This window comes from Sulfitobacter sp. 1A13679 (assembly GCF_043557115.1).
Classification (GTDB): domain Bacteria; phylum Pseudomonadota; class Alphaproteobacteria; order Rhodobacterales; family Rhodobacteraceae; genus Sulfitobacter; species Sulfitobacter faviae.
Genome location: NZ_JBIFFO010000011.1, coordinates 57,635 through 80,826, shown reverse-complemented (window position 1 = coordinate 80,826; position 23,192 = coordinate 57,635). Strand labels below are relative to the sequence as shown.

The 23,192-nt window shown below is 62.4% G+C and carries 23 protein-coding genes, 1 pseudogene and 1 riboswitch; of the genes and pseudogenes, 11 read left to right on the top strand and 13 right to left on the bottom strand.

The features are described 5' to 3' along the window. Positions 1-188: 188 nt before the first annotated feature. The 4 genes from ACGYLA_RS10560 to ACGYLA_RS10545 are packed head-to-tail and all read left to right on the top strand — an operon-like array spanning position 189 to position 4,916. Positions 189-848: an ABC transporter ATP-binding protein gene (locus ACGYLA_RS10560; RefSeq protein WP_067261436.1), complete on the top strand. Its 660-nt coding sequence runs from the start codon at positions 189-191 to the stop codon at positions 846-848. Then, positions 826-2,562: a capsule biosynthesis protein gene (locus tag ACGYLA_RS10555; protein WP_394432273.1), complete on the top strand. Its 1,737-nt coding sequence runs from the start codon at positions 826-828 to the stop codon at positions 2,560-2,562. Before ACGYLA_RS10560 ends, ACGYLA_RS10555 begins: the two co-directional genes overlap by 23 nt. Then, entirely contained in the window at positions 2,559-3,392 is an 834-nt protein-coding gene (kdsA, locus tag ACGYLA_RS10550; RefSeq protein ID WP_209217344.1) for a 3-deoxy-8-phosphooctulonate synthase, read from the top strand. Before ACGYLA_RS10555 ends, kdsA begins: the two co-directional genes overlap by 4 nt. 27 nt (positions 3,393-3,419) lie before the next feature. Continuing rightward, positions 3,420-4,916, top strand: a complete 1,497-nt coding sequence (locus ACGYLA_RS10545; RefSeq protein ID WP_394432270.1) for a phosphomannomutase/phosphoglucomutase — start codon at positions 3,420-3,422, stop codon at positions 4,914-4,916. A 75-nt stretch (positions 4,917-4,991) separates the two neighbouring features. Here the strand turns inward: ACGYLA_RS10545 and ACGYLA_RS10540 are convergent, their stop codons facing one another. The 5 genes and pseudogenes from ACGYLA_RS10540 to ACGYLA_RS10520 all read right to left on the bottom strand — a co-directional run bounded on the left by ACGYLA_RS10540 (position 4,992) and on the right by ACGYLA_RS10520 (position 9,412). Continuing rightward, positions 4,992-5,639, bottom strand: a complete 648-nt coding sequence (locus tag ACGYLA_RS10540) for a phosphoribosylanthranilate isomerase (RefSeq protein WP_394432268.1) — start codon at positions 5,637-5,639, stop codon at positions 4,992-4,994. A gap of 9 nt (positions 5,640-5,648) precedes the next feature. Next, entirely contained in the window at positions 5,649-5,999 is a 351-nt protein-coding gene (locus tag ACGYLA_RS10535; RefSeq protein ID WP_271691852.1) for a lipopolysaccharide assembly protein LapA domain-containing protein, read from the bottom strand. Next, positions 5,999-6,283: an integration host factor subunit beta gene (gene ihfB, locus ACGYLA_RS10530; protein ID WP_067261426.1), complete on the bottom strand. Its 285-nt coding sequence runs from the start codon at positions 6,281-6,283 to the stop codon at positions 5,999-6,001. The genes ACGYLA_RS10535 and ihfB overlap by 1 nt, the downstream gene beginning before the upstream one ends. A gap of 284 nt (positions 6,284-6,567) precedes the next feature. Continuing rightward, positions 6,568-8,262: pseudogene (gene rpsA / locus ACGYLA_RS10525) on the bottom strand (30S ribosomal protein S1); the annotation flags it as partial. A 397-nt stretch (positions 8,263-8,659) separates the two neighbouring features. After that, on the bottom strand, positions 8,660-9,412 hold the full coding sequence (locus ACGYLA_RS10520) for a response regulator (RefSeq protein WP_394432265.1): 753 nt from the start codon (positions 9,410-9,412) through the stop codon (positions 8,660-8,662). Between the two features lie 130 nt (positions 9,413-9,542). Between ACGYLA_RS10520 and trmB the strand changes: the two genes are divergently transcribed. From trmB to ACGYLA_RS10500, 4 genes are all read left to right on the top strand, one after another. Continuing rightward, a complete protein-coding gene (gene trmB, locus ACGYLA_RS10515; RefSeq protein ID WP_394432263.1) occupies positions 9,543-10,244 on the top strand; it encodes a tRNA (guanosine(46)-N7)-methyltransferase TrmB in 702 nt (233 codons plus the stop codon). Positions 10,245-10,350: 106 nt separating this feature from the next. Further along, the gene (gene aroA / locus ACGYLA_RS10510; RefSeq protein ID WP_394432261.1) at positions 10,351-11,703 is read left to right on the top strand and encodes a 3-phosphoshikimate 1-carboxyvinyltransferase; all 1,353 of its coding nucleotides are present in this window, start codon (positions 10,351-10,353) and stop codon (positions 11,701-11,703) included. Further along, entirely contained in the window at positions 11,700-12,203 is a 504-nt protein-coding gene (locus ACGYLA_RS10505) for a hypothetical protein (RefSeq protein ID WP_394432259.1), read from the top strand. Before aroA ends, ACGYLA_RS10505 begins: the two co-directional genes overlap by 4 nt. Then, positions 12,200-12,826 (top strand): (d)CMP kinase, encoded by a 627-nt coding sequence (locus tag ACGYLA_RS10500; RefSeq protein WP_394432257.1) that lies wholly within the window; start codon positions 12,200-12,202, stop codon positions 12,824-12,826. Before ACGYLA_RS10505 ends, ACGYLA_RS10500 begins: the two co-directional genes overlap by 4 nt. A gap of 44 nt (positions 12,827-12,870) precedes the next feature. Here the strand turns inward: ACGYLA_RS10500 and metK are convergent, their stop codons facing one another. The 7 genes from metK to ACGYLA_RS10465 form a co-directional block, all read right to left on the bottom strand. Beyond that, positions 12,871-14,052: a methionine adenosyltransferase gene (gene metK, locus ACGYLA_RS10495; RefSeq protein ID WP_394432255.1), complete on the bottom strand. Its 1,182-nt coding sequence runs from the start codon at positions 14,050-14,052 to the stop codon at positions 12,871-12,873. Between the two features lie 4 nt (positions 14,053-14,056). Further along, positions 14,057-14,105, bottom strand: a riboswitch (SAM-SAH riboswitch). 31 nt (positions 14,106-14,136) lie between these two features. Continuing rightward, positions 14,137-15,636: an apolipoprotein N-acyltransferase gene (gene lnt, locus ACGYLA_RS10490; protein WP_394432253.1), complete on the bottom strand. Its 1,500-nt coding sequence runs from the start codon at positions 15,634-15,636 to the stop codon at positions 14,137-14,139. Next, a complete protein-coding gene (locus ACGYLA_RS10485) occupies positions 15,633-16,535 on the bottom strand; it encodes a hemolysin family protein (protein WP_394432251.1) in 903 nt (300 codons plus the stop codon). The genes lnt and ACGYLA_RS10485 overlap by 4 nt, the downstream gene beginning before the upstream one ends. Before the next feature lie 27 nt (positions 16,536-16,562). Continuing rightward, on the bottom strand, positions 16,563-17,108 hold the full coding sequence (gene ybeY, locus ACGYLA_RS10480) for an rRNA maturation RNase YbeY (RefSeq protein WP_394432249.1): 546 nt from the start codon (positions 17,106-17,108) through the stop codon (positions 16,563-16,565). Then, positions 17,083-18,072, bottom strand: coding sequence for a PhoH family protein (locus tag ACGYLA_RS10475; protein WP_394432331.1), 990 nt, complete (start codon positions 18,070-18,072; stop codon positions 17,083-17,085). Before ACGYLA_RS10475 ends, ybeY begins: the two co-directional genes overlap by 26 nt. A gap of 147 nt (positions 18,073-18,219) precedes the next feature. Then, complete coding sequence (locus ACGYLA_RS10470) at positions 18,220-18,543, bottom strand: hypothetical protein (protein ID WP_197470808.1); 324 nt, start codon at positions 18,541-18,543, stop codon at positions 18,220-18,222. Between the two features lie 13 nt (positions 18,544-18,556). Further along, positions 18,557-19,099, bottom strand: a complete 543-nt coding sequence (locus tag ACGYLA_RS10465) for an OmpA family protein (RefSeq protein ID WP_394376182.1) — start codon at positions 19,097-19,099, stop codon at positions 18,557-18,559. Positions 19,100-19,556: 457 nt separating this feature from the next. On the opposite strand from ACGYLA_RS10465, the gene ACGYLA_RS10460 reads away from it, so the two are divergent. Beyond that, a complete protein-coding gene (locus tag ACGYLA_RS10460; RefSeq protein WP_209217356.1) occupies positions 19,557-19,901 on the top strand; it encodes a hypothetical protein in 345 nt (114 codons plus the stop codon). A gap of 55 nt (positions 19,902-19,956) precedes the next feature. On the opposite strand, the gene miaB is transcribed toward ACGYLA_RS10460, so the two are convergent. Next, positions 19,957-21,261 carry a tRNA (N6-isopentenyl adenosine(37)-C2)-methylthiotransferase MiaB gene (miaB, locus tag ACGYLA_RS10455; protein WP_394403097.1) on the bottom strand — a complete coding sequence of 435 codons (1,305 nt, stop codon included), beginning with the start codon at positions 21,259-21,261 and terminating at the stop codon, positions 19,957-19,959. A 122-nt stretch (positions 21,262-21,383) separates the two neighbouring features. Here miaB and ACGYLA_RS10450 point away from each other — a divergent pair, with 122 nt between their 5' ends. Continuing rightward, positions 21,384-22,253, top strand: coding sequence for a hypothetical protein (locus ACGYLA_RS10450; RefSeq protein ID WP_394432247.1), 870 nt, complete (start codon positions 21,384-21,386; stop codon positions 22,251-22,253). Between the two features lie 240 nt (positions 22,254-22,493). Beyond that, positions 22,494-23,186, top strand: coding sequence for a phosphatidylserine decarboxylase (locus tag ACGYLA_RS10445; RefSeq protein ID WP_209217358.1), 693 nt, complete (start codon positions 22,494-22,496; stop codon positions 23,184-23,186). Positions 23,187-23,192 lie beyond the last annotated feature (6 nt).

The window sequence follows — 23,192 nt, the reverse complement described above, 5'->3', positions numbered from 1 at the left end:
CCTCCCCCGCAGGATACCCGTCCTGCGGGCAGCAGGTTTTACCGCCACCAGAAAGCCCCGCACGGCGCCCTGCCCCAGCGAACGCCCGCGTTTCGACATATTGTGGTCAAATTCCGTGAATAAACGGATAAGATACCTCTGATACCAGAGGCGCCGCGACGCCCGCTTAGCACCAACCGGAGCAGCGAATGCTGGAATTTGAAAATGTGTCCAAGTCCTTTTGGACGGGATCGCAGCACAAGGTCATTCTCGACCGGGTGTCTTTTCGCGTGGAGCTTGGCAACTCCTTGGGCATTCTGGCCCCCAACGGCACCGGCAAAACAACCCTGATCAACATGATGGCCGGGCTGGAAAAACCTGACGAAGGAGAGATCAGGCGCGGCTGTAACATCTCGTTTCCTTTGGGTTTTATGGGCGGGGTGGTCAATAAAGTCTCAGCCATGGAGAACGCCCGCTATATCGCGCGGCTCTATGGGCTTGACCCTGATTACGTGGAAAGCTTTTGCCGCTGGCTCTGCGGTCTGGGGGAATATTTCGACCAGCCGCTCGGCACCTATTCTGCCGGGATGCGGGCGCGTTTCTCATTCGCGCTGATGTTGGCGCTGGATTTTGATATCTATCTGATTGACGAAGGCATGCCCGGCACGACAGACGTGGAATTCAACCGCAAGGCGGGCGATATTCTGAAAGAACGGCTGCGGACCACGACGATCATCATCGTCTCGCATCAGGCCCATACGCTTGAGAAATTTGCCCGCTCCGCCGCTGTCCTTTTGGACGGCAAGCTACATATGTTCGACACCTTGGAAGAAGCGAAACAGCTCTATGACTACGAAACCCAAGGCTAGAAAATTCCGCATCCGCAAGGCGCCGCCCCCCTCGGGCAGCAGCACCGCGCCGAGCAGCGCCGAGAAGGCGCAGGCGGGCCAGAGCGATGCCGAAAAGGCCGCACGCAAGGCCAAGCTGCGCGCCGTCGCCGATGCGACCGAGGTAGAGCCCTCGCACAGCAAGGAAGCCTTGGAGCATGCCGCCCGCAGCGGCAAAGCGCCCCATTCCGAAAGCGCCCGCTCGGGCGAGGTGTCCTCCGCCAATGAAGTCTCAGCCGAGCAGGACATTGACGCGATCCGCCGCGAAGGGCTGACAGGCCGGCAATTGCGCATGGCGCGGCGGGTGGCGCAGAAACACGGGCTGGCGCCGACCTCGGATTTTGACGCGGTGCGCCTTTTGCGGGCCAAGGGGATCGACCCGTTTCAGCGGTCCAACATGCTGGAACTCGTGGTGCCGCAGTCGGGCGATCCGGCGGACAGCGGTCTGCCCGCCACCCGCGGCCAGCCTGGCGACCCGAAGGTGCAACTGCCCCAGACCACGCCCCGCGGCCCGCGCGGCCTGCCCTCGACCGATGTCAGCCCCGCCGAGCGCCGCCAGCGCGAGATCTCGGACATTCAGCGTGACATCACCCGCCGCCGCCGCCGCAAAGCGGCCATGCTGCTGGTCCGGCTGGCCTTTTTCGTCATGCTGCCCACCATCGCCGCGGGTTACTATTTCTACAAAATCGCCACACCGATGTATGCTACCGAAAGCCAGTTTCTGATCATTCAGAACGAAGGTGGCGGCGGCTCCAGCCCCTTTGGCGGGCTTCTGCCCACCCAATTCGCCAATAGCGCCGACAGCATCGCCACGCAGGCCTATCTGCAATCGAAAGACGCGATGCTGCGCCTTGACGGAGACGCAGGGTTTCGCGCCCATTTCGCCGACCCTGAGATCGACGCGATCCAACGGCTTTCGAAAAATCCCAGCAACGAAGAAGCCTATAAGACCTACAAGAAGAACGTCAAAATCGGCTACGACCCGACCGAAGGCGTGATCCGGATGGAGGTGATCGCCGCCGATCCCGAGGTCTCGGAAGAATTCTCGAAACGTCTCCTGACCTATGCCGAAGAGCGGGTGAATGACCTGAGCAAGCAAAAGCGCGAAGACGGGATGCGCGACGCGCTGGAGGGTTATGAAACCGCGCTGGAGAACCGCCGCGCCGCGCAGGAGGCGCTCATCAAACTGCAGGTCGACAACAACGTCGACCCCGAGGCGATGATCGCCTCGATCCGCACGCAGATCACCAATTACGAGACCCTGTTGATCGAAAAGGAACTTGAACTCGCCGCCCTGCTCGACAACCAGCGCCCGAACCAAGCCAAGGTCGATGGCGCGCGCGGGGATGTGCGACGGCTGCGCGAACAGCTCACCAAACTGCGCGAGCGGATGACCGCCGCCAACGAAGGCGAAAACTCGCTGGCGCAACAGGCGGTCGCCGCACAGCTTGCGCAGGCCGATCTCGCCTCTGCCGACATGGTGCTGCAAAGCGCGCAAACCGCAATGGAACAGGCCCGAACCGAGGCCGGGCGGCAGGTCCGCTACCTCACCGTGGCGGTCAACCCCGTGGCCCCGGACGAGGCGACCTACCCCCGCAAGTTCGAAAACACGATATTGGCTTTCCTTATCTTTGCAGGCATCTACCTGATGTTGTCCCTGACAGCGTCCATTCTAAGAGAACAGGTAACTTCATGACCCAGCTGCGCATTGGCAATCTGACCGTCGGCAATGATCGTCCCCTCACCGTGATCGCTGGCCCCTGCCAGTTGGAGAGCGAAGACCACGCGCAGATGGTTGCGGGCATTCTGAAAGAGGCATGTGACGCCGCAGGCGCGCAGTTCATCTTCAAGGGCAGCTATGACAAGGCCAACCGCACCTCCCTCTCGGGCAAGCGCGGTTTGGGCATCGAAAAGGGGCTGCAAGTCCTGCAATCCGTGGCGCGTGCCAATGACGTGCCGGTGCTGACGGATGTGCATAATGAAGCGCAATGCGCACAGGCCGGTGACGTGGTCGACGTGCTGCAAATCCCCGCCTTCCTCTGCCGCCAAACCGACCTGCTGCTCGCCGCCGGGGAGACCGGAAAGGCAGTGAACGTGAAGAAGGGGCAGTTCCTCGCCCCTTGGGAGATGCAGAACATCGTCGACAAGATCGAAAGCACCGGGAACCGCAACATCCTGCTGACCGAACGCGGCACGACCTTCGGCTACAACACGCTGGTCGCCGACATGCGCAGCCTGCCGCAGATGGCTCAGACCGGCTACCCGGTGGTGATGGACGCGACCCACTCGGTCGCCCAGCCCGGCGGCAAGGGCGGGTCTTCGGGCGGCCAGCGTGAGTTTGCCCCGGTCATGGCCCGCGGTGCTGCCGCCATCGGCGTTGCGGCGATCTTCATGGAAACCCACGAAGACCCCGACCGCGCGCCCAGCGATGGGCCTAATATGATCTACCTCGACCAGATGCCGGGGCTGATCAACCTGTTGATGCAATTCGACGCACTGGCCAAAAGCCATCCGCTGACTTTCTAAATTTATCTTAAAAAGCGAGTATTTGACGTGAGTAAACCGGCCTCCACCGTGACCCCGAACACTTGGGAATTCCTGCGCGATGCGATGATCACCCCGACAGGTTTCCGCGAATATGACGCGCGTTGGAAATACCCCGACGATATCAATCTGCCCGGCATCACCGCCCTCGGTCTCGGCCTTGGCACACAGATGCATGCGCGCGGGATCGAGCCTGTCATCGCTGTGGGCAACGACTATCGCGACTATTCGCTCTCGATCAAAAATGCGCTGATGCTGGGGCTGATGCAGGCCGGGATTACGGTCAAGGATATCGGCCCGGCGCTTTCCCCTATGGCCTATTTCGCTCAGTTCCACCTCGATGCCCCTGCCGTTGCCATGGTCACGGCGAGCCACAACCCGAACGGCTGGACCGGCGTCAAAATGGGCTTTCAGCGCCCCCTCACCCACGGGCCAGACGAGATGGCCGAGCTGCGCGACATCGTGTTGAATGGCCGCGGCGAACGGCGTCCGGGCGGGGCTTACGAGTTCGTCGACGGCGTGCGCGAAGCCTATCTGGATGACCTTGTCGGTGACTTCAAGATGACCCGCAAACTGAAGGTCGTCTGCGCCACCGGCAATGGCACCGCATCGGCCTTCGCGCCCGAATTGTTCCGCCGCTTGGGGGTCGAGGTCGTCGATAGCCACAACACGCTCGACTACACCTTCCCCCATTACAACCCAAACCCCGAAGCCATGGAGATGCTGCACGACATGGCCGACAGCGTCCGCGCCTCTGGTGCCGATCTGGCGCTTGGTTTCGACGGTGACGGGGACCGCTGCGGCGTGGTGGATGACGAGGGCGAAGAGATTTTCGCCGATAAGATGGGCGTCATCATGGCCCGCGATCTGGCCAAACTGCACCCAAACAGCACCTTCGTCGCAGATGTGAAATCCACCGGCCTCTTTGCCTCGGATCCTGAGTTGCAGAAACACGGAGCCAAGGCGGACTATTGGAAAACCGGCCACAGCCACATGAAACGCCGTGTCAAAGAACTGGGCGCGCTGGCGGGCTTCGAAAAGTCCGGCCACTACTTCTTGGCCGAGCCAATTGGCCGGGGCTATGACTGTGGCATGCGCGTGGCGGTGGAAATCTGCAAGCTGATGGACCGCAACCCCGACAAATCCATGTCGGACCTGCGCCGCGCCCTGCCCCAGACCTATTCGACGCCCACAATGTCGCCCTATGCCTCGGACACCGAGAAATACGACATCCTCGACCGGATCGTGCAAAAGCTCACCGCCAAGGCCGATGCCGGGGACAAGATCGGCGGTCGCGCGATTGCCGAGGTCATTACCGTCAATGGCGCACGCGTCATGCTCGACAACGGCGGCTGGGGCCTTGTGCGGGCCTCCTCCAACACGCCGAACCTCGTCGTGGTCTGCGAAAGCCCCGAATCTGACGCCGAAATGCGCGCGATCTTCGCCGATATCGATGCGGTGATCCGCACAGAGCCGGGCGTGGGCGATTACGATCAATCGATCTGATCGCCAGTTACGGCACCAGAACGACAAAGGCCCGGGGCATCGCCACCGGGCCTTTTTTCTTTGAACCAGAAGGTCTTACTTCAGCGCCGCTTCACAGAAGGCGCGAATGCGCTCGGCATCCTTCACCCCCGGCGCGCTCTCGACCCCCGAAGAGACATCGACCTGCCGCGCCCCGGTGAGGGCAATCGCCTCCCCCACATTCTCGGCGTTCAGCCCCCCGGCGAGCATCCAAGGCTTCGGCCAGCGACGCCCAGCGATCAGCCGCCAGTCAAAGGCTAAACCGTTGCCCCCCGGCAGCACCGCGTCCTTGGGCGGTTTGGCATCGACCAAAAGCTGATCCGCGACGGTGACATAGTCGTTCAGCAGCGCCAGATCATCGCGATCGGCCACGCCGACGGCTTTCATCACCGGCAGCCCATAGCGCGCCTTGACCTCGGCCACCCGCGCCGGGCTTTCGCTGCCGTGCAGCTGTAGCATGTCTAGAAAGGGCACCGCGGCCAGCAGCGCATCCAGCGCCGCATCGTCGGCATTGACGGTCAGCGCGACCTTGCAAATGCCGTCAGGCACTGCCTCGGTCATATGCGCCGCGGCCTCCAGCGACAGATGGCGGGGAGATTTTTCGAAAAAGACGAACCCCAAGGTGCGTGCGCCCGCCAAAAGGGCGGCGGGCACATCGGCAGGGTCGGTCAAACCGCAGATTTTTACGTTAACGTTCTCAGGCATGGGTGGGGTTTAGCCTGCTTCGTCGAGCAGCGCCAGCACCTCATCCTTGCCCTGATGTTTCTCTTCCTTGAGGCGGATAACCTCACGCTCCAACCGACGACGCTCACGCGCTTGCCGTGCCAGTTCGGCCCGGTGGCCGTGTTCGCGGATCCATTCCCAAACGAAGCCCACCAAAAGCCCTGCGATGATCCCGCCAAGGATCACGACAAAGAGCGGCAGTTCAATAGAGGGGTTCACGGCAAACCAACCTGAAATCTCGGTCGGAAGGACTTGAAGTGTCACGATATTCCGGTTCGCCAGAGCAACGGAAACCAGCGCAATCGCGAAAAGCGCGATGCAGGCATAACGAATGTAACGCATCAGCTTTTCCCGTTCAGCCGGTCACGCAAGAGCTTGCCCGTCTTGAAGAAGGGCACATGCTTTTCTTCGACATTCACCGTCTCACCGGTGCGCGGGTTGCGCCCCACACGGGCATCGCGTTTCTTGACAGAAAAAGCACCGAAGCCTCGCAATTCGACCCGGTCCCCACGCGCCATGGCGCCCGTGATCTCATCAAAGACCGTGTTTACGATCCGCTCAACATCACGTTGATAAAGATGCGGATTGTCGTCAGCGATCTTCTGGATCAGTTCCGACCGGATCATGGCACGTCCCCCGAGAATTTATTGATGTCTTACCCGACTATAGGAAATAACGCCCCACACGGGAAGGTGTTCCACCAGCGCCGCGATAGATTTTTCGCAGCGAAACCCCTGTTATTTCGGCCCTTTTCCGCCGCCTGCCGCCGCTGGAGGCCATGGCGCGTAGGGATTGGGTATAAGGGCCAAAACCCGCTTCGCGATTCGACCCCGCCCTCGGAACAGCAAAAGGCCCCGCATGTCGCCATGCGGGGCCTTCGATAAGGTCACATATTCAACGTGGAATATGCTTACTCGTCGTCGCCTTTCAGCGCCGCACCAAGGATGTCACCCAAGCTCGCGCCGGAGTCGGAGGAACCGTACTGCTGTACCGCCTCTTTCTCTTCCGCGATCTCGCGTGCCTTGATGGAGACGCCCAGACGGTGTGCTTTCGCATCAACGTTGGTGATGCGCACGTCGACCTTGTCACCGACCGAGAAACGCTCGGGGCGCTGTTCGGCACGGTCACGGCTGAGGTCGGAACGACGGATGAAGCTCTTCATGCCTTCGTATTCGACTTCGATGCCGCCATCTTCGATGGAGGTCACAGTCACGGTCACGATCGAGCCGCGCTTCACGCCGCCCACGGCTTCGGCGAACTTGTCACCGCCGACGTTCTTGATCGAAAGCGAGATGCGCTCTTTCTCAACGTCCACTTCGGAGACAACGGCCTGAACCACGTCACCTTTGCGGTAATCTTGGATCGCTTCTTCGCCGCGCTGGTCCCAGCTGAGGTCGGAGAGGTGAACCATGCCGTCGATGTCGCCGGGCAGGCCAACGAACAGACCGAATTCGGTGATGTTCTTGACTTCGCCTTCGACTTCGGTGCCCTCGGGGTGGGTCTCAGCAAAGACTTCCCACGGGTTGCGCATGGTCTGCTTGAGACCAAGGGAAACACGACGCTTGGCGCTGTCGATTTCCAGAACCATGACTTCGACTTCTTGGCTTGTGGACACGATTTTGCCGGGGTGCACGTTCTTCTTGGTCCAGGACATCTCGGAGACGTGGACCAGACCTTCGACACCGGGCTCCAGCTCGACGAATGCGCCGTAGTCGGTGATGTTGGTCACGCGGCCGCTGTGCACGGAACCCAGCGGGTATTTCGCGCCAACCAGATCCCACGGATCTTCCTGCAGCTGCTTCATGCCGAGGCTGATGCGGTGGGTCTCTTTGTTGATCTTGATGACCTGAACCTTGATGGTCTCGCCGATCGACAGGATCTCGGACGGGTGGTTCACGCGGCGCCATGCCATGTCGGTGACGTGCAGCAGGCCGTCGACACCGCCAAGGTCAACAAACGCACCGTATTCGGTGATGTTCTTGACCACACCATCGACGGTCTGACCTTCGGTCAGGTTGCCAATGACTTCGGCACGCTGTTCGGCGCGGGACTCTTCGAGGATCGCACGGCGCGACACCACGATGTTGCCACGACGGCGATCCATCTTGAGGATTTGGAACGGCTGCTTGAGACCCATGAGCGGGCCTGCGTCGCGCACGGGGCGCACGTCGACTTGGGAGCCGGGCAGGAATGCAACTGCGCCGCCGAGGTCGACGGTGAAGCCACCTTTGACACGGCCAAAGATCGCGCCTTCGACACGCTCTTCTGCGGCATAGGCTTTTTCCAGACGATCCCAGGCTTCCTCACGGCGGGCCATTTCGCGGCTGATGACGGCTTCGCCACGCGCGTTTTCGACTTGGCGAAGGAAAACTTCGACTTCGTCGCCAACTTCGATTTTGGGGGATTCGCCGGGATCAGCAAATTCTTTCAGCTCAACGCGGCCTTCCATTTTGTAGCCGACGTCGATGATGGCTTGGCCCGCTTCGACAGCGATCACCTTGCCTTTGACGACTGTGCCCTCTTGGGGCGTGTCCATTTCAAAGCTCTCGTTAAGAAGCGCTTCGAATTCGTCCATTGCTTTGGTCATGTAGCTTTTCGTATCCTTATCAAATGTTTCTGGCCGCGCGGTTGTCTCCGCCGGTCTGGAGTTGCAATTGGTCGTTGTGGTGGCACCGTGCCGATCTTGTCAGAGAAGCTCCGACATAAAAGCACAGCGGTTGACCCGCAGCCGAACGCAAACAAAAGAGGGCCGGTTAGTACCGACCCTGCCCGCTATATCGCGTCCGAAGCTGTAACCGCCCCTTAGACAAGGCGCGTATAGGCGAATTTTGACGCTCCTGCAAGGGCTATGGCGTGCTGGCCGGGGGATATGCGGGGTTCTGCCGGGCGAGGGTTCCGTAGCGCGCCCGGGGATAGTGGGCACCACAACGGATCAGGGCCATCGCGGCGCTGCAACCTTTTCCTAGCGATTTGCACGACCCCTGCCGCGGTAAGCCTGCCGCTCACCCGCCCCAACCCGCGCCCAGCCCCGGCGCGGGTTTCGGCGGATCGGCAAGATCGCCTTCGGCAAGGTCACTGCCTTGATAGCTAGCAAGATCCTCAACGAACTCCCACAGACGCAAGAAAGTGTAATCGACCTTTCCCAACGCCTCCGCCACGGCGGCGGGGTTCGACCGGTCCAAGGCGCATAGCGCGCGCATGCTCTCATTCACCATCGGCTTGATATCCTGCGCGCATTCCTCGGTGAACCGCCGTAGAACGCTTTGCAGCTCAGACCGTTTTTGCTCTTGCGTGGCCACGCCCAGTTGCAGCGCGGTCTTGTGAAGCGCGTGAAAGGCGGAACGCCTGAGCGTGCTTTGCGACAATTCATCCTTGGCGATATAGTCACTACAGCCGCCGCGCAGCGCTTCGATTGCGACGTCGCTCTGCTCCGTCCCTGTGACCATCACCGTGGCCACACCACCGTTACGCGGGTGGGCGCGGATCATCTGCAAGCCGCGCAGGCCATCCCCATCGGGCAGGTTGTAGTCCAGCAAGATCAGGTCGAACGCCCCCTCATCCAACTGCTGAGCAAGGGCGGCGAGGCTCTCCGCCTCTGTCAGGGAGACCGGAAAGTCCAAGCCACCGCAGAGCCGTTTGATCCGCATCCGGTCAAAACGCTGGTCATCGACGATCAGGATACGCGCCGCCGCCAAAGGCTCAGCCGCGCCATCCGCCCTATCGCCTGCACCGCTTCCGCGCCTTGCCACGCTCATCAGCCGTCCCCCTGCTTTGCCTCGGCATTTACGCCCACGGAGCCTAACAAATGGTTAACCCGCCCCTATTCGCCGCCAGCCTTGCAGAGGAATGTTGCGGTGGCGCGGCGGGGCCGCTACATGAGCCGCCATGAGTGATACAACACGCCCCCGCCGCAACTTCTATGGCCGCCTCAAAGGCAAAGCGCTGAAGAAGTCGCAAAAGACCTATATTGACGAAGACCTCGACGCATTGTCGCCGGGGGCCGTCGATTGGGAGAGCAATCCCGACCGTAGGCCCCTCGACCTCGATACGCTGTTTGGCGGGCGCAAGGTCTGGCTGGAAATCGGCTTTGGCGGCGGTGAGCATCTGGTGCATCAGGCCGGGCAGAACCCCGATGTAGGCATCATCGGCTGCGAGCCTTACATCAACGGCGTCGCCATGTTGCTGGGTAAAATCCGGCGCGCGGGTGTGGACAACCTTGCCATTCACCCCGGTGACGTGCGCGATATGTTCGACGTGCTGCCCGAAGACTCCATCGACCGGGCATTCCTGCTCTATCCCGATCCTTGGCCGAAAACCCGCCACCACCGCCGCCGTTTTGTTACGCCCGAGCATCTGGAGCCCTTGGCCCGCGTGTTGAAACCCGGCGCGATCTTCCGCGTGGCGACGGATATCGAGGATTACGTTCGCCAGACGCTCGAACAGGTGCCGCAGCATGGGTTTGATTGGCTGGCCGAAGGGCCTGACGACTGGCGCGCGCCTTGGGATGACTGGATTTCGACCCGCTATGAGCAAAAGGCGCTGCGCGAAGGGCGCACCCCGCATTACCTGACCTTCCGCAAACGCTAAGTATTTGCGCCTGATACCACCCCGTTTCCAATCCATCGCACGCGCGGCGATGGACGCTGCCGCCCGCCTGCGATAATAGGAACCTTGAGCAGATCAGAGGTACCTCATGTCCAGTCACGGCAGCCCCATTCCCATGTCATCGCGCGCCTGCGGGCCGCTTAGCGGCACCGCCGAAGTGCCCGGCGACAAGTCGATCTCGCACCGTAGCCTGATCCTTGGCGCCATGGCCGTGGGCGAGACCACGATCACCGGGCTTTTGGAGGGGCAAGACGTGCTCGACACCGCCAAAGCCATGCGCGCTTTCGGGGCCGAGGTGATCGACCACGGCGGCGGCTCCTATTCCGTGCACGGCGTCGGCGTCGGTGGTTTCGCCGAGCCTGACAATGTGATCGATTGCGGCAATTCCGGCACCGGCGTGCGGCTGTTGATGGGGGCGATGGCGACCTCTCCGATCTCGGTCACCTTCACGGGCGATGCCAGCCTCAACAGCCGCCCGATGGCGCGGGTGACCGACCCGCTGGCGCTGTTCGGCACGCAATCCGTGGGCCGCGCCGGGGGCCGCCTGCCGATGACGCTGGTCGGCGCGGCCGAGCCTGTGCCAGTGCGCTACACCGTGCCCGTGCCTTCGGCGCAGGTCAAATCCGCAGTGCTGCTGGCCGGGCTGAATGCCCCCGGCAAAACCGTGGTGATCGAGGCCGAGGCCACCCGCGACCATACCGAACGGATGCTGGCGGGCTTCGGTGCCGAGATCACAGTTGAGGATACCGATGAGGGCCGCGTCATCACCCTGACCGGCCAGCCCGAGTTGAAGCCGCAGCATATCGACGTGCCGCGCGACCCCTCCTCCGCCGCCTTTCCTGTCTGCGCGGCGCTGATCGTCCCCGGATCGGACGTGCTGGTGCCCGGCATCGGGTTGAACCCCACGCGGGCGGGGCTGTTCACCACCCTGCGCGAGATGGGCGCGGACCTGACCTATGAAAACGAACGCACCGAAGGCGGCGAGCCTGTGGCCGATCTACGCGCGAAATTCTCGCCCAACCTCAAGGGCATCGAAGTCCCCGCCGAACGCGCGGCGAGCATGATCGACGAATACCCCGTGCTCTCGGTCGTGGCAGCCTGTGCGACGGGCGAGACCGTGATGCGCGGCGTCAAGGAACTCCGCGTCAAGGAAAGCGACCGGATCGAGGCCATGGCCAGCGGGCTGCGCGCCAATAGGGTCGCGGTCGAAGACGGGCCGGATTGGTGGACCGTCAAAGGGCTGGGCCACGGAAATATCCGCGGCGGTGCGACCTGCCAAAGCCATCTCGACCACCGTATCGCCATGTCGTTCCTGATCCTTGGCATGGTCGCACAACAGCCGGTGCAAGTCGATGACGGAGGACCCATCGCCACCTCCTTCCCGATTTTCGAGCCGCTGATGGCCTCCTTGGGCGCGCAGGTCGAACGGTTGCCTGCGTGACAGGCGACCGGCTGACCTGGCTCAGCCTTTGCGCTGCACTGGCCTTTGCAGCCCTCGCGGGCTTTGCCGAGACACATCTGCGCGCGGCAGACATGGGCGTTTTGGACGGGCGGCTTCTGGGCTATGATCTGCCCGAGGCGCGCGCCTATCTGTCAGCACTCAGTCCCGAGCAGACGGCGCTGTATCTGGGCCAGTTCCGGCTGGCCGACACCGCCTTTCCCGCCCTCTTGGCACTGTCCCTCCTGCTGTGGTTCCGGCACTGGTCGTCGGGCGGGCTGCGGCTGGGGCTGACTCTGGCCGTGGCGCTGTATCTGGGGGCGGATTACACCGAAAACATGCTGATCGCGCGGTTGGTCGAATTGGGCCCGGACCGGATCACCGCACAGGCCGTCGCAACGGCGAGCCTGTTCACAAAGGCGAAATGGGTGATACTGGCGGGCTGTTTCACGGCGGCCCTGCTGCTTGGCCTGCGGGCCCGGAACAAAAGGAATTTGCAATGACGGATAACAAAACCAACGGCATCACCGTTGCCATCGACGGCCCCGCCGCGGCGGGCAAGGGCACCGTGGCCAAGGCCGTGGCGGCGCATTTCGGCTTTGCGCATCTCGACACCGGGCTTTTGTACCGCGCGGTCGCGGCCAAGACCCTCACCGGGATGGACCCGGAAGAAGCGGCCCAGACCCTCGCCCCCGTCGATCTGGAAGACCCTACTCTGCGCAGCCCCGAGGTTGCCCAAGAGGCCAGCAAAGTGGCGGTGATCCCCGCGGTGCGTGCCGCCCTTGTGCGGTTCCAGCGCAGCTTTGCCACCCGCGCGGGCGGTGCGGTGCTCGACGGGCGGGACATCGGCACGGTGATCTGCCCCGACGCGCCGGTCAAACTCTTCATCACCGCCAGTCCCGAAGTGCGCGCGCAGCGCCGTTTCGCTGAGCTATCGGGCAAGGGGATCGAGACCAGCTATGAAGATGTGTTGGAAGACGTGCGCCAGCGCGACCTGCGCGACATGAGCCGGGACCAAGCGCCGCTGAAACCTGCTGAGGACGCTAAGCAGATCGACACGACGGAAATGGCGATTGAAGATGCAGTGGCCGCCGCCGTTTCCTTGGTCGAAGCGAAACGGGGCTAACCCCCGCCGCGAAAGGGGGGGCGCTGTCGCCCACCCCTGAATACTTACACAGCCGCCTTCAACTGATCGACCAGATCGCGGCGCTCCCAGCTGAAACCGCCATCCGCGTCGGGCGCGCGGCCAAAGTGGCCATAGGCCGCCGTGCGCTGATAGATCGGCTTGTTCAACTGCAAATGCTCACGAATGCCGCGCGGGGTCAGGTCGATGATCTGGCGGATCGCCTTTTCGATCGCCGCGTCATGGACGTCACCGGTGCCATGGGTATCGCAATAGATCGACAGCGGCTCGCTCACGCCAATCGCATAGCTGAGTTGGATGGTGCATTTGTTCGCCAGCCCCGCCGCCACGACGTTTTTGGCCAGATAGCGCGCCACATAGGCCGCCGAACGGTCGACTTTGGTCGGGTCTTTGCCCGAAAACGCGCCGCCGCCATGCGGTGCGGCACCACCATAGGTGTCGACGATGATCTTGCGGCCCGTGAGGCCCGCGTCGCCATCCGGCCCGCCGATCACGAAGACGCCGGTGGGGTTCACATGCCAAACGGTGTCGGCGTCGATCCAACCCTCGGGCAGCACCTCACGGATATAGGGCTCCACGATATCGCGGATATCGGCGCTGGTCTGGCTTTCGCTCTCATGCTGGGTCGACAGCACGATGGAGCTTACGCCCACCGGTTTGCCGTTCTCGTAACGCACCGAAAGTTGGCTTTTCGCATCGGGCCGCAGGGTCGGCTCGGTCCCGTCTTTGCGCACCTCGGCCAGACGGCGCAGGATCGCATGGGCGTAATGGATCGGGGCGGGCATCAACTCGGGCGTCTCGTCGGTGGCGAAACCGAACATGATGCCCTGATCGCCTGCGCCCTCTTCCTTGCCATCGGCGGCATCGACGCCTTGGGCGATATGCGCCGACTGCGGGTGCAGCAGATTGGTGATCTCACATGTCGCGTGGTGGAACTCATCCTGCTCGTAACCGATGTCTTTGATGCAGGCGCGGGCGATATCCTCGACACCCGCCAGGTACTCGTCCAGTTTGGTCTTGTTGGCCAGCCCGACCTCGCCCCCGATCACGACGCGGTTGGTGGTGGCAAAGGTTTCGGCGGCGACCCGCGCTTCGGGTTCCTCGCTGATGAAAGCGTCGAGGATGGCATCGGAAATCCGGTCGCAGACCTTATCCGGGTGCCCCTCGGAAACGGATTCCGAAGTGAAAGTATAGTTCTGACGGGACATGTAGTGCTCCAATAAAAATTACGCACCACGTCAGGAAGCCGTTGTGGTGCTCTCCCAACGGCTTAGACAACCGCTGGTGGATGGTCAATCGGCATTCCCCGGGCTGCGACGGCGGGCCACGGCGAGCCCGCCAAGGCAGAGGGTCAGAAGCAGGATCAAAGGCAAATCACCGCTGCGGCTATAGAGCGTGGGCGCCAGTGGCGCCGGCAGCGGCGCGTCGATGAAGCCTGCGGAATTGAGCGGCAGCGAAGCGATCACCCTCCCCTGCGGGTCGATCATCGCCGAGATGCCAGTATTGGCCGCCCGGGCCATGGGCAACCCCTGCTCGATCGCGCGCATCCGCGCTTGGGCCAGATGCTGACGTGGGCCTGCGGCCTTGCCGAACCATGCGTCATTGGTGACCTGCATCAGAAAGGCGGGCCGCGCCGGGGCGGCGTTCACGTCATGGGCAAAGACGGCCTCGTAGCAAATCAACGGCAATGCGGCACCGAGCGGCCCCAGATCCAAAACCTGCGCGCCCGGCCCGCTGGAAAAGCCGTTCCCCTCCTGCGCGGCGAGGCCGTGGATGCCGAAACGCGCCATCAGATCCCCCAAAGGCATATATTCGCCAAAGGGCACGAGGTGATGTTTGTCATAAAGCTGATCGACCGCGCCGCCTTCGTCCAACACAACAAGCGAGTTGTAATAGCGCATGTTCGACCGGCGCTGCACGCCCAGCACAACCGGCACGTCCGAGGCCGCGCCGATCTCATCCAAGGCGCTCCCCGCCATGTCCAACGACCAAGGGATCGCGGTCTCGGGCCAGATCACCAGATCGGGGGCCGTGCCTTCGTCCTGCGGTGCGGCGGCGGTGTAGTCGAGTTGGCGGGAGAAATAGAATTCAAAGGTATCGGGGTTCCACTTATCGCGTTGCGCGGCATTGGGCTGCACCAAACGGACCACGTTCTCGGTCAGCACCGCGGGCGGCGCTTGCGGGGGCAGCAGCAACAGCAGCACCGTCGACAAGGCCAGCGCCCCCTGCCCCAACCGCAGGCTCAAAGGGCCGCGCAGCAGCAAGATCGCGGCAATGGCGAAGAGCCAGAGGTTCAGCGCATAGGGGCCGACCCAGGCGAGGCCCTGCCCCGCCATCACGCCAACCAGTCCTTGAGCGGGCATGGCCCATGGGAAGCCGGTGAAAATATAGGCGCGCAGCAGTTCCACCGCCGCCCAAGTCAGCGCCAGCGCCAGCCCACGCTTCGGCGCGATCCAGCGGGCGAGGCCGAAGGCCAGCCCCCAGAACAGCGCCATGCCAGCGGCCAGAAGGATCAGCGCAAAAGGCGCCATCCACCCATGCCGCGCCACATCGACCATGAAGGGCGAAACGATCCATTGCAGGGCGTGCAGGAAATACCCAAACCCAAAGCCCCAGCCCAAAAGCGCCGCCCGCACTGGCCCGCCGGATTGTGCGCGAAACAGCCAAAACGCCGCCACCAGCCCGGCGAAGAGCAAAACAGGCAGTTCATAAGGCGCTTGCCCGAAGGCTGCGATGGCCCCGGCGAGGGGGGCCAGCAGCAACCGGCCCCGCATCGCCAGCCGTTGCCTCATCCCCCGGCCCCTTGGGTGCGGACCCGCAACCGTTTGATACGGCGCGGATCGGCGTCGATCACCTCGAACTCCGGCCCATCGGGGTGCAAGACCACCTCGCCCCGCGCAGGCACGCGGCCCGACAGCATGAAGACCAAGCCGCCAAGCGTATCGATCTCTTCTTCGTCGACGGTCTCATGATCGGTCAGGGAATGGCCAATCTCAGCCTCGAAATCCCCCAGCGGGGTCTTGGCGAGGGCCAGATAGGTGCCGGGCTTTTCGACCGTCCAATAGGTGCCCTCGTCGACGTCATGTTCGTCTTCGATCTCACCTATGACCTGTTCGATCAGATCTTCGATGGTCACCAGCCCGTCGACACCGCCATATTCGTCGATCACCAGCGCCATATGCCGCCGCTCGGCCTGCATCTTGGTGAGCAGCACGCCGATGGTCATCGACGGCGGCACATAGACCAAGGGCCGCAGCAGGGTGCGCAGATCAAACTTGATGTTTTTGCCATTGAAACCGTGGTTTAGCGCAAGGTCTTTGAGGTGGACCATGCCCACGGGCGTGTCGAGCGTGCCATCATAGACCGGCAGGCGGGTCATCCCGCTTTCCTTGAAGACCGAGACCAGCTCATCCAGCGTGGCGCTGACCGGCACGGCGGTGATATCCGCCTTTGGGATCGCCACGTCATCGACCCGCATCCGGCGCAGGTTCATCATGCCATGGCCCGTGGGCCGCTCGGCCTCTGCCGAGGTCTCTGGCGTGTCGTCCTCACTGTCCGATGGGCTTAGCGCCTCGAACACCCGAGAAAAGAAATTACCGGTGCGCATCGCGCCATCATCCGGCTGCTCATGTCTGTCTTCATCTGTCAGCGCGCTCTGCGCCGCGTCAGATGATCCGTCTGTATCGCCCATTGGGTCCCGTCTGTGTTACAAAGCCCCTCAAGGCCCATTTTCCTTATATGGGTCATCATAACCCATTTTGCCAAGTATTTCGCGCTCCAACCCCTCCATCAACGTCGCGTCGGGGTCATTTTCATGGTCATAGCCCAGAAGATGCAACAGCCCGTGCACGATTAAATGGGTCACATGGGCATCTAATGGCTTCTCCGCCGCCGCGGCTTCGGCGGCGCAGGTCTCGAAAGCCAAGGCGATGTCGCCCAGTTCGAGCATCCCGTCAATGCCGGGGGCGACAGGCAGCGGATCACCGCCCGGGGTGGCCGCCCCGCGTTCCTCGGCAGGCCAGCTTAGCACATTGGTCGCCCGCGCTTTGCCGCGAAAGTCTTCGTTTAGCGCCGCGATGCGGCTGTCGTCGCAGGCCAGCAGGGTCATCTCAGCGGCTTCGGCATCAAGGCCGAGATGGCCCAGGGTAGCCCGCGCCGTGGCATGAGCGCGCGCCTCAAGGTCGACCGCCGCCCAGCGGTCGTCTTCGATCACGATGTCGAAATCTTCCAGCATCACGTCAAGCGGCACCGCTATCGGCTTCATAAGCTTCGATAATCGCGGCGACCAGCGGATGGCGTACCACGTCTTTGGAGGTGAAGTAGTTAAAGCTGATGCTGGGGATTTGCTTGAGCAAGCGCTCTGCATCCTGAAGCCCAGACTGCACCCCGCGCGGCAGGTCGATCTGGGTGCGGTCGCCGGTGATCACCATGCGCGAATTCTGCCCCAGCCGGGTCAGGAACATCTTCATCTGCATCGAGGTGGCGTTTTGCGCCTCGTCCAGCACCACGAAAGCGTTCGACAGCGTGCGGCCCCGCATGAAGGCCAGCGGCGCGATCTCAATGCGCTTTTCCTCTAGCAGTTTGGCCAACTGCTTGCTCGGCAAAAAGTCGTTCAGCGCGTCGTAGAGCGGCTGCATATAGGGGTCGACCTTGTCCTTCATGTCGCCCGGCAGGTAGCCCAGCTTCTCGCCCGCTTCGACCGCAGGGCGGCTGAGGATGATCCGGTCCACATGGCCGCCGATGAACATCGACACGCCCACCGCGACAGCCAGATAGGTCTTGCCGGTGCCCGCAGGGCCGATGCCAAAGGCCAGTTCGTTATCGAAAAGCGATTGCACATAGGCTTTCTGCGCATCGGTGCGCGGCTCCACCCGTTTTTTGCGGGTCTGGATCTCGATCGCGTCCGAGATCGGCATCTCCAACTGGTCGCCCTGACGCACGCCGGTGCCCGCGCCGGAGTTGCCCATGCGCAGCAGACCGTCCACATCCGCAGGCTCAACCGCGCGGCCACCTTCCAGCCGGACATAAAGCGCATTGAGCAGGCTCTCGGCCTTCTCCACGGCCTCGCCTTCGCCCAGAATTTGCAAGTGGTTGCCACGCCTTATGATCTGCACCTCAAGCGATTTTTCGATGGCCGCCAGATGCGCGTCATAGGCGCCGCAGAGGTCGATCAAAAGGCGGTTGTCGGGAAATTCCACCACCCGTTCGGCCGCGGTTTCCGGTGTCATCAGATCAGTTGAAGGCAATGCGCGTATCCTTTGTGAAGCACTAAATGTTGAAATAGTCAGACCGGATCGATTTACCAACCCGTCGCGACAAAAAGGGCCGAAGCGCAACGCGCTCCGGCCCGGGGTCTGTGATATGGCCCGCCAAGGTCAGTTCGGGTCTTTGATGTTGGAGCCACCCTTGAAGTGGCCCGCGGTATGTGTCGGCGGTGCCACGCCCGAGCAGACCGGCTTCCCGAATTTATCGAGCCGTGCCGAAAGATAGCCCTCGACCCCGTCGTCGATGATCCAATGGTCGCAACCGTTCGGATCGACCCAGATGCCCGCCTGAAGGTTGCTCAGGTGCTTTTTGTCGATGCCCCGGTCAAAGGTCTTGTCCGAAGGGTAGCCCCGGCCCAGACCGCCTTCGTAATCGGTACAGGCCGAAAGGCCGACGGCACAGGCTGTGACCATGAGAAGTTTTGTCTTAATCACTTTTACGGTCCCTTCAGCGAATGCAGATGATTTCGACACGGCGGTTCTTGGCCATGTTCGCAGCGGAATTGTTCGGCACGGCGGGCATCCGTTCGCCATAGCCCCGCACATCGGCGATCTTGGCACCCACTTGATTGGCGATGCGCGCCACGGCATTGGCCCGATTGTAGGACAGGCGCATGTTATAGGCGTCCGATGCGCGGCTGTCGGTATGGCCGGTGATGATGTAGGATACCGCCCCGGTCGATTGGAAGAAGTTCGCCAGCCGCGCCCGGCCTTGCGGCGAGATGCTGTATTTGTCGGTGGCAAAGAACTGATCCGCCTCCATCACGCCGCAGACATCGCCGCGGCGGCACACCGGAATGCCCTGCCGGGTGACATGGGGGGTCATATAGCCCTCGGCCCCGTCATCCATAACCCAATGTTCACAGCCATCCGGGTCCACCCAGATGGTCGGCGTGTAAACGCCCTTGTCGCGGCCCTGTTGCGAGGGTGTCTGCGCATCGACCGAGGTGCTGGCCACGGTCAGCGCCGCTGCCATCGTCAGGCTGGCCATGGCGCGCAGTGCTTTGGAAATAGTGGGTCCCACAGCGTTTGTCCTATTCTAATTTCTGGTTCTTATCTTTGGCAAATGCGACCCCTCCCCGGACCCGCGCCTTTTGAGTATAGGGTCAGGTTAGGTAAAAACGGTCTCGCTGTGAAGCTGTGAAATCAACATTTTGTGGCCGAACCTTGGCGGCTTACAACGAATCCACCGCGGGGTAGCGGCAAAACGGCTTCGGAGCGCGGCCATTTCACCCTGCCCCGATCCGCCGAAAACAGGCCATTGAGGACGGCTTGGCGACAATCCCGCGCAAGCCCTTGGGATTGTTCGCAAACAGCAGCCCCTGCCATTGAATTTTCTTGAAAATCGCACCTTTAGACCTAAACCTCTTTCCATCGGATCGCGAGGGTGGGACTTCGCGCGGCTTTGCCGATCTTGATTGCTGCAATGAAAACTGGGGGACCAACTTATGATGAAAACGCTACTCGCCACCGCCGTCACCGGCCTGCTTGCCCTGCCCGCTTTCGCGGGGGGCGTGAAATACGCCTATCACAACCAAGGTGTGGCCCACCCCACGGGCAATGTGATCCACGTCAGCTGCTACCGCGGCCCGTGGAACGACGTGATCTGGGACCGGCCAAACTCGGTCTTCGTGGATAGCCTCGTGGCCGTGGGCTATGACTTTGCCACCGCCCATGCCGTGGCCGAACGGGTCTGCCGGGATCACACACTCGTCGGCAACCCTGAGGGGCTGAAAGCGACGATGAAACGGATCTTTGCGGATGCCGCGTCGCACCGCAAACACAACTACTGACAAGCCAAGGGTGCGCGGCGACGCGCACCCGTTGCAGGCCCTTTAGGGCTGCGGATCAGACCAGAACGGCGGCCAGAGAGTTCGTTTTGGCCTCGGTTACCCGCACGCGCTGGATGTCACCGATCTGCGCTGTGCTATCCTCGATATGCACCGCATGCAGATACTCCGACTTGCCCAGCATCTGACCGGGTAGACGGCCCTTCTTCTCAACCAGAACCGAGACTTCGCGCCCCACCATCGACTGCTGGATTTCCTGCTGGTGCTGGGTGATCAGCCCTTGCAGACGCTGCAAACGGTCATCGGCCACGGCTGGATCGACCAGCGGGCGTTCGGCGGCGGGGGTGCCGGGGCGGGTGGAGTATTTGAACGAATAGGCATAGCCGTAGCGCACCTGCCGAACGAGTTCCATCGTGGCCTCGAAATCCGCTTCGGTCTCTTCCGGGAAGCCGACGATAAAATCACCCGACAGCACAATATCGGGCCGCGCTTCGCGGATGCGCTCCAGCAGTTTGAGGTAGCTTTCGGCGGTGTGGCTGCGGTTCATCCGTTTCAGGATATGGTCGCTGCCCGATTGCACCGGCAGATGCAGATAGGGCATCAGTTCGGGCACCTCGCCATGGGCCGCGATCAGATCGTCGCCCATGTCGTTGGGGTGGCTGGTGGTGTAGCGGATACGCTCCAGCCCGTCGATCTTGGCCAGCGCCCGGATCAACCCGGCGAGCGTCATGCCGCCGTGGTAGGCGTTGACGTTCTGGCCCAGCAGAGTGACCTCGCGCACGCCGCGCTCGACCAGATCGCGCGCCTCTTCCAACACCTTCTCGGCGGGGCGAGAGACTTCGGCGCCGCGGGTATAGGGCACGACGCAGAAGGCGCAGAACTTGTCGCAGCCCTCTTGCACGGTCAGAAAGGCAGCGGGGGCGCGTTTCGCCTTGGGGCGGCCCTTGAGGTGGTCGAATTTGTCTTCTGCCGGGAAATCAGTGTCGAGCGCGCTTTGCCCGCCCTGCACCTTCGCCTCCATCTCGGGCAGACGGTGATAGCTTTGCGGGCCAACCACCAGATCGACGGCAGGCTGGCGGCGCATGATCTCTTCGCCCTCGGCTTGGGCCACGCAGCCCGCCACGCCGATCTTCAGATCGGGCCGCGCGTCTTTCAGCGGTTTCAGACGGCCCAGTTCGGAATAGACCTTCTCCGCCGCCTTCTCGCGAATGTGGCAGGTGTTGAGCAGGATCATATCCGCGTCATCGGCGCGGTCGGTGGTGACATAGCCCTGACCGCCCAGGCTTTCGGCCATGCGTTCGCTGTCATAGACGTTCATCTGGCAACCATAGGTCTTGATGAACAGCTTTTTCGGTTGGGTCATGGCGGGCATCCAAGGGTTTTGACGGATTTCGGGCAGATGGCGTCGTCTAACAGCGGTGGCCGCGTCTTGCAATGCACCCGGAATTGGCCGACTTTACCGGCGGCAAATTCCAGCGGGGGCCTATGCGGTATCGCGATCTCGACCAGCTTATCAAAGAGGCCCGCACGGCGCTGAACGCAGGCCCTATCGCCATGATCTTGGTCGAGGATGAGGTTGAGGTCGACACCACCCTGCGCCACCACCAGCAGGCGGGGTTCGACAGCGTCGTGGCGCTGATGCCGCCCGGTTTCGACCTGCCCCGCGACCTAGAGGGAAGCGTGCTGCGGGTCGACTATGACACCACCGCCGAAGCCGCGTTGGAGCGGGCCGTGAACCGCATGATCGCGGCGGTGCCGGGGCAATGGCTTTATTACTGTTACAACGCCGAATACCTGTTCCACCCTTTCAGCGAGACACGCAACGTCAAGGAATTGCTGGCCTTTCACAGCGAAGAGCGGCGCGATGCCATGCTGGGCTATGTGGTGGACCTCTATGCGCTGGACCTCAAGCAACACCCCAATGCCGTCTCACTGGATCAGGCGCATTTGGACCGGTCGGGCTATTACGCGCTGGCGCGCAAGGATGCGGCCCGACAGGGGCATCCCAAGGAACGGCAGCTTGATTTCTTTGGCGGGCTGCGCTGGCGGTTCGAGGAACATGTGCCGCCGCACAGCCGCAAGATCGACCGTATTCCGTTGTTTCGCGCCAAGCCGGGGCTGAAGCTGCGCGGCGACCACACGTTCAACGACGAGGAATACAACACCTACGCCTGCGAATGGCATCACAACGTCACGGCGGCGATCTGCTCATTCCGCACCGCCAAGGCGCTGAAGCGCAATCCCGGCAGCCGCTATGACATCGCCACATTCCAGTGGCACAACTCCGAGCCGTTCGAGTGGCATTCCCGGCAGTTGATGGATTTGGGTTTGATGGAGCCGGGGCAGTGGTTTTGAGCGCGGCCCCTCTGAACTGTCCCGCCCGTGGGAACCACGGGCATCGCCCTCCCTCCCCCCGGAGGGCGACACCCTCAGCACATGGCGGCTAACCTTTTCGATGCCCGGACAAGACGCCGCCGGTATCCGCCACCCTCACCGTTCAGCCCGCAACCGCCCAAAACCCGCGCCCGTCCAAAACCTCCTTGCACTCACCCGCCATGCACCTATGACGGAAGACAGCCTGAACGGGAGGGTCCGATGGCCGTCAACTTGCTCGACACATTCATCAAACCGATGCACCGCGAGGGCATCAAATTCGTGGCGATCTTCGCCGCTGTCACGCTGGTGCTCTTCGCCATCGAAGAAGTCCTCGGCTGGATCGGGGTGGGCCTGACGATCTGGTGCTACTACTTCTTCCGCGATCCCGAGCGCGTGACCCCCGACCGGCCCGACCTGATCGTCAGCCCCGCCGACGGCATCGTCTCACTCATCGAGCCTGCGGTGCCGCCCGCCGAACTGGGGATGCCGGATGTGCCGCTGACCCGCGTCAGCGTTTTCATGAGCGTCTTTAACTGCCACATCAACCGCGCCCCCGTCGCGGGCAAGGTTCAGGCCGTCGCCTACCGGCCGGGCAAGTTTTTCAACGCCTCGCTCGACAAGGCCAGCGCCGACAATGAGCGCAACAGCCTGTGCATCCGCATGGACGACGGGCGCGACATCGCCGTGGTGCAGATCGCGGGCCTCGTGGCGCGGCGCATCGTCTGTTTCGTGAAATCCGGCGACGGGCTTGAGACCGGCGAACGCTTCGGCTTGATCCGCTTCGGCTCGCGGCTAGATGTTTACCTGCCCGAAGGCGTCGACCCGATGGTGCGCATCGGGCAGACCATGGTCGCCGGGGAAACCGTGCTGGCCGAGTTGAAACAGCCGGTCATAGAGACCGCCCCGCTTTAGGAAAGA